This is a genomic window from Gemmatimonadota bacterium, assembly GCA_022560615.1.
In the GTDB taxonomy this organism is placed as follows: Bacteria; Gemmatimonadota; Gemmatimonadetes; order Longimicrobiales; family Gaopeijiaceae; genus UBA1138.
Map to the genome: position 1 here is coordinate 22,706 of JADFSR010000045.1, position 6,076 is coordinate 28,781.

Consider the following 6,076-nt stretch of genomic DNA (forward strand, 5'->3'; position numbering starts at 1 on the left):
TCCGGTTGCGCCAATCCACCGGGTTTCTCGGGGTGCGCGACATAGTGTGTGAGCTGAAGCCCTAATTACCGCACCTCTCTCAACTTCGCGGGCTCCAACACAACCCGTAGCATGGTCTCGGGGTCGGCGTGCTGGTACGCGGTTTTCAGAGTCTCTACCGTCTTCCAGCCGCCTGCCTCTGCCACGTCCACGTCGGGCAAGTGCTTTCGCTCCGTCGCCCACTTGCGTCGGTAGGCGTGCCAGAGGCTCCCGTTCTGCGGTTCCAGCTCAGCGAGCTTCTCTGCTGTCCTGAGCCACCTCGCGGCCATGTGCCGAGACATCGCTTTTTGGAGATCGTCCCCGCACGGAAAGAGCGGAGTGCTCCCGATCCGGTCAATCACCGACTGGAGTTGCTGCCGGTTCTTGGTCATGAGCGTGTGCTCTTGGCCAAATTCCATCCGGATTCCTTTGATTCGAGGATGACACCGTAGCCCTGCGAGCGCGGCGAACACTATCAGGGGGTCCGCCAAGTAATTCTCGATCTCGTACCGGCCAAGGCGGTGCAGTCGATCATCGCTTTCCTGGTTTGTTGCGCCGTCACCGTCCAGCAGTCCATGTGTGTGGGATCCCTCGAACGTATTCAGCCATTTGCGAACGCGACCGGAGCCCCCAGATTTTTGCCCTTCAGAGGCGGGTATGAACACGAGACTCGGACTCACGGAGAGCGCGGAAGAGTCCTCACTGAATGGGGATTGTCGAGTGAGCGTCCGGAAGACGCATTCGTAGAACTCCTGATCGCTCTTGTCCTCCACAAAGACGTATTTTGTACTTGGGCCCACGGTCAGCAGACCGGCAGTGAGGAGTCCGGCGCTATGCCACCTAGACGGTGACTCCCTAATTCGCGTTCCGGTCCTCTGCATCTCGAAGAGGCTACCTTCGGGCGCCAGAGCCACTGTGGACGGAGAGTGAGTAGTCATGACAACCCGCACACCATACTCCTCCACTAAGACATTCTGAATCACATCAAGGAATTGGCGGGCAAGGGACGGATGAAGGTGAGCGTCCGGCTCATCTAGAAGGAGTAGCCGGGGAAGGGATCTCTGATGACGCGAGCGAAACATCCACATGATGGTCGAAAGAATCACCCTCTCGCCCGCTGATAGGTCCGAGATGCGAATCTCGAGGCCAGGCTCGCTGGTGGACACGAGCCCAAGGGTGAAGTCAGCAAGAGGATGGACCGAGTCAGGCGATGTCGCTCGATACGGGAACCTCGCTTCCTCCAGGATCCGGTTGAGGATGTCCCAGGGTGGCGGACCGAGCTCGTCTTCTAAGCGCTCCCTGAGGACTCCCCTGTCCCATGCCTTGAGCGAACTCGTCCTGTAGCTCATAAAGATATCGCTCAGCCCATCTAGCACCCGATCACGATGCAGCAACACCTCGGGGTGGGCCTCGATGATCTCTAAGAACTCGTCTTCGCCAAGCTGGGCGAGTGAGGTGGTCGTAAGATCCTTCATGCCCTCTCTCACCCAACTCTGACCAGCATCCACGTTTCCGCGCTTCAGCTTGTCAAGAAACTGTCTTGCCTCGCTCTTGAAGGCGGGGAAGCTGGTTACAGGCAGATCGCCGACATCACCACCCTGGCGAAACAGCGCAACTTCGTTGGGACCGATACTTGCGCCTTCCACTTTGGCTTCGATGGCCGCGCCCGGCGCTGTTGTGTTCGGCGGCATCCGCTTCGCAAGACCTAGGAACAATGCCTCGAGCAACTGGGTCTTCCCGCTCCCATTAATCCCCGTGATCACGGCAAGTGGTGGGACATTCCGCCACGACAGGGTCCCGATCGACTTGTATTGACCGGACAGCTTAAAGTGGATGCGCTGTGGTCGGACGGCGCTATTGGTCCCCTGCGAGTCTTCAGGCATTTAGGTGCACCCTATTCCGGATCTCTTGGTACCGAATCGGAGTTTGCGCCAGGTTTCCACGATTCGCCCACGAGCTGATGGTCTGGCCTTTCGTGGCGTCCAGCTCTGCCCCATGCGTCTCCGTATCCACTAAGTGGTGGCAGCGGAAAGAGAACGGCTAATATGGTGCGACGCCAGACGCAGGCGTCGAACCGTACACAGTCCTGAGCCTTGCCGAATACATGTCAGTCACTGTGCCCATCCGAGTAGCGCTAGGGCCACGCCAACGATTCAGGGCCGACACATGGAGCGTGACAGCTGGCGAGATCTAAGGCACCATCTCATCGATTTGCGATTCTGCTCCGCACCCACCATTGGGTCCGAGCGGGCGGAGCCGGTCCCGGAACTCTCAAAGGTTGGAGAACGGGGGGGCTAGCGAGTGGACGAATTCTCTCTTTACTTTGGAGGAGATGGCCCGCCGGCTGGAGGTTGGGGCTAGGTTGCCACCAACCGACCTCCCCTCCGACGCACGGGACCCGCCTCCCGCGCAGCCCAGGCGTCAAGGCATCGAGGCCAAGGCCCAGGGCTGTCGGTGCCCCCTTGGTCTCTCCTATGGTTGTCATCCTCGTACCGGAGCCAATTGAGAGCTCCAGAAGATCCGCAGTACATTTAATCTTAGGTCGCAACTCAGCAGGTAAGAGAATGCCGCCCCCGGCGAGCGAGAAGAGGGGCGCGCGGAGGAATTCCTCGGACACTCGGGAAGCCTCGGGGGGTCAAGCTCCTGAGAATAAGTGGGGCATGCTGGTGAGAAGCGACACCCTACCTCTGGCCGAATCGACGAGCGTTTTTGGGAAGCTGGAGTGTATCTGGGAAAGTCGGTCAATATGACCGCGCCGGACGATCGCTGTAGAAGAACTCAACTGATGGCCGGGATATTAAGAGGGCAAAGCCAGTGACTTCGGAAAGAGAGACACATTGGTCATCAACTAGGGTCGACGGGAGTAGCGCGCACATCTTGAGCGGCCTGGGCCAAACGAAGAACAATTTGGTAGGCGCCGATATCGGATGGTTTGCCGGTGACAGTACAATTATCATAGATGGTTTGGACATGGAGACGGGACAAAAACTCCACCACGTAATTGCCACGTGGGAAATACCTGTTGACCCCAAAATAATAGATAGGGCACTTCATGGCTTTCTCGTCATTACATGTTTACGGCAATTTGGTGGTCTTCATACTGAGGAAAAAGGACAATCCGTTTCAATCTATTTGAACGAACAACAGATAGATCTATTTGGTTTGGAGGTAATACCAGAAGGGCACACCGATTACTTCCACAGGCAGAACCGGCAGTTGGACCCGCATTGGTTATCAAGCCTCGATCCGTTTTTGGCAAGTTGTATGACGATCTATCACTGGCCCATTTTCGATGTACACCTGGTGAGCCCACAAGCACAGATCGTGAAAGTAGTACTGGAATCTCAAGCATATTGGGACATCGATTATGTCGCATTGCTGCTTTGCCAATCTCAAAGCCAAGAAAGTGGAGTGGAACCGGTTGCCGACGTGCTAGAGAACGCTGATGACAGTAGGTCATCGCGCCACGATTTCGATGTTTTCGTCTGCTACGCGTCAGAAGACCGCGCAACCATCGAGAGCCTGGTTGCGGTCCTCAAGGGACGCGGCATCAAGGTCTGGTGGGACCGGGGTCAAATCACGCTTGGGGACCGCCTTTCGGAGAAAATCGACGAAGGACTTCGAAATTCCCGGTATGGAGTCATGATCATCAGCAAGTCCTCTATCGCCAAGCCTTGGCCAGAAGCCGAGTTCCATAGCGTAATCCACCGGAGCATCAGCAGCAGAGGTGAGAAGGTCCTCCTGCCGGTCCTACTCGACCTCACTCACGCCCAGTTCGCGGAGGAGTATCCTCTCCTCGCGGATATTGTCACGGCCCAGTTGATCGACGCAGACTTCGACCAGCTGGCTGATGAGATATTGACCGGAATGGGACGGGACCCTCACTCGCCGAATCTGAATGGATAGGCGATTCAACCGCCCTATGGACGCGGGAGGCGTGGTAGTTCGGGGAGTGGGATGGGACGCGGAGCGAGGGTCGGGCGAGTCGGGCTGATAGCCGTCGCCGCGCGAGAGGTGCGCGGGGCTCGGATGACGCAGTGGGACGTGGGGATGTTCAAACGGGCGGAAGGAGGTGGCCGAATGGCTCAGCCTGTCCTGGAGGACAGCGGGGGCAGACCCTCAGCCGTCGAACTCGTCGGGCAGCGACTGATCGAAGACGAAGTCTGGGATGGGCTCGGACTCGGTGGGATCGAAGGCCGGGGTCTGGTCGAGGAGGAGATCTCCTTGGGGCGGGCCGCGCGCGGGCGAGATGGGCGGAGGTGCGTGTGGGAGCTCCAGGTGTAGAAGAATCACCGTGACGACGGGCGGGTCGGTGATGAAGGAGAGGATCCTCATGGGGCCGCCACAAGCGGGGCAGAGCAGTGGCAGCACCTCGTAGATGCGAGCGAGCAGCACGGCCCAAGACCCACCTTCGGTGGGTGCCCGCGAGCGGGGTTGGTGCGGCGAGTCGGCTCAGCATCGAGGGAGGGCTGCGGCCTTGGGCTCGTGCCTGTTGGGCTCGGCAGCTGAGCGCCGGGTGTCTCGGCTTCGGGTCTGCCGATGTACTTGACGGCGGTACGGAGTTTGGCATTCGGGGCCAGGACCCCGTGGTACCGGTGGCGGTGGACGCGTGGGGGTGTGACGAAACGAGCGAGCCGCTCGAGATGTCAACGCCGGTTGAAAATTGCGCATTCGTGGCCATCGAAAATTGCGCACTCAGCGGAGGTGACGAGCCTCTAGTTCGTCGTTTTCTCCTTTGCTCTTGCTCTCTTTGTCCGGGGGGGTGAAGGGCTCGACTCCGCAGGAGGCGAGTGTAGGATCTTGGAGAGGTCGGTGTGCTTGCGCATCCGGTAGCTGCTGCCTCGGATGTTGACGATATGGCAGTGATGGAGCAGGCGATCGATGAGCGCAGCGGCCATGACCTCGTCGCCCAAGATCTGGCCCCACTCCTCGAAGCCTTTGTTGGAGGTCAGCACAGTGGATGCGCGCTCATAGCGCCGGTTGATGAGTTGGAAGAACAACATGGCACCGCTCTGGCTGACCGGCAGGTAGCCGATCTCGTCGATGACCAGGAGCGAGGGATAGGTGAGGACTTTGAGGCGGCGTCCCAGCTGGCCGGCGGTCTTGGCTTCTTCGAGCGAGGTGATGAGGTCGGCCAGAGCGCCGTAGTAGACTCTGCGCCCGCTCTGAGCCGCGGCAATGGCGAGGCTGATCGCGAGATGCGTCTTGCCGACGCCCGGAGGGCCGAGGAAGATGACGTTCTCCTTACGCTCCAAGAAGCCGAGCTCGTGGAGCGAGTCGATCTGCTCGCGCTTGATCGAGGGCTGGAAGCTGAAGTCGAAGTCGTCGAGTGTCTTGATGGCCGGCAACCGGCTGGATCGCATGGCAGCCTGAAGGCGCCGGTTGTTGCGTAGCGTGATCTGAGCACCGAGGAGTTGCTCGATGGCCTCCGAGGCCGTCACGCCTCCGCCATCGACCCTGGTGAGGACGTCGTCGATGGCTTCCAGCGCCCCCGGCATCTTGAGATCGGCGAGCTGAGCCCGGATCCGGTCACGGCGCGAGCCAGCGGCCTTCACCGAACACCTCCGGTCACCTGGGCATAGGTCTCCAACGACCGGCGCTCCACGTCGATGCGGGGAAGCACAGCCTTGGTTCGCTCCTTCGCCTCGGGCGACAGTACCAGGGATCGGTATAGTCGCGAGGCCAAAGGCCGCAACAGGTCGCGCTCCTGCTCGAAGCGATCGACGGGCCGCTCCTTCAGTGTGCCATGCGTACGGACGTTGGCCACGTGATCGAGCCAGTGGCGGGCCTGATGGTTGAGGTCCTCGTCCGATGTGAAGGTCCGGCCGTAGAAGAAGCTCGAACGGACGTAGCTCACCGGCCGCTCGACTTTGCCCTTGGTCTTGGCTCGGTAGGGACGACACGCTCGGACCCGGAAGTCCCAGTGATGAGCGAAGCGTAGGAACTCGGCGTTCTCCGTGACGCGACCTCCGGCCGCTCGCTCATCCTTGGTGATGACGGCCTTCATCTGGTCGAACAGCAGTTCATGAGGCACGCCACCAAAGAAGCTGAACGCCGC

The 6,076-nt window shown here is 59.7% G+C and carries 5 protein-coding genes; 1 reads left to right on the plus strand and 4 read right to left on the minus strand.

Annotation, left to right across the window (positions count from 1 at the left end; genetic code table 11):
• Nucleotides 1–65 precede the first annotated feature (65 nt).
• Nucleotides 66–1,901 carry an AAA family ATPase gene (locus IIB36_17615; protein MCH7533557.1) on the minus strand — a complete coding sequence of 612 codons (1,836 nt, stop codon included), beginning with the start codon at nucleotides 1,899–1,901 and terminating at the stop codon, nucleotides 66–68.
• A gap of 994 nt (nucleotides 1,902–2,895) precedes the next feature.
• Here IIB36_17615 and IIB36_17620 point away from each other — a divergent pair.
• A complete protein-coding gene (locus tag IIB36_17620; GenBank protein ID MCH7533558.1) occupies nucleotides 2,896–3,924 on the plus strand; it encodes a toll/interleukin-1 receptor domain-containing protein in 1,029 nt (342 codons plus the stop codon).
• Between the two features lie 213 nt (nucleotides 3,925–4,137).
• Here IIB36_17620 and IIB36_17625 read toward each other — a convergent pair whose 3' ends face one another.
• From IIB36_17625 to IIB36_17635, 3 genes are all read right to left on the minus strand, one after another.
• On the minus strand, nucleotides 4,138–4,353 hold the full coding sequence (locus IIB36_17625) for a hypothetical protein (protein MCH7533559.1): 216 nt from the start codon (nucleotides 4,351–4,353) through the stop codon (nucleotides 4,138–4,140).
• 380 nt (nucleotides 4,354–4,733) lie between these two features.
• On the minus strand, nucleotides 4,734–5,573 hold the full coding sequence (locus IIB36_17630) for an ATP-binding protein (protein ID MCH7533560.1): 840 nt from the start codon (nucleotides 5,571–5,573) through the stop codon (nucleotides 4,734–4,736).
• Nucleotides 5,570–6,076 (minus strand): transposase (locus IIB36_17635; GenBank protein ID MCH7533561.1); only part of this gene is annotated, 507 nt, incomplete at its 5' end. The genes IIB36_17635 and IIB36_17630, both read right to left, overlap by 4 nt.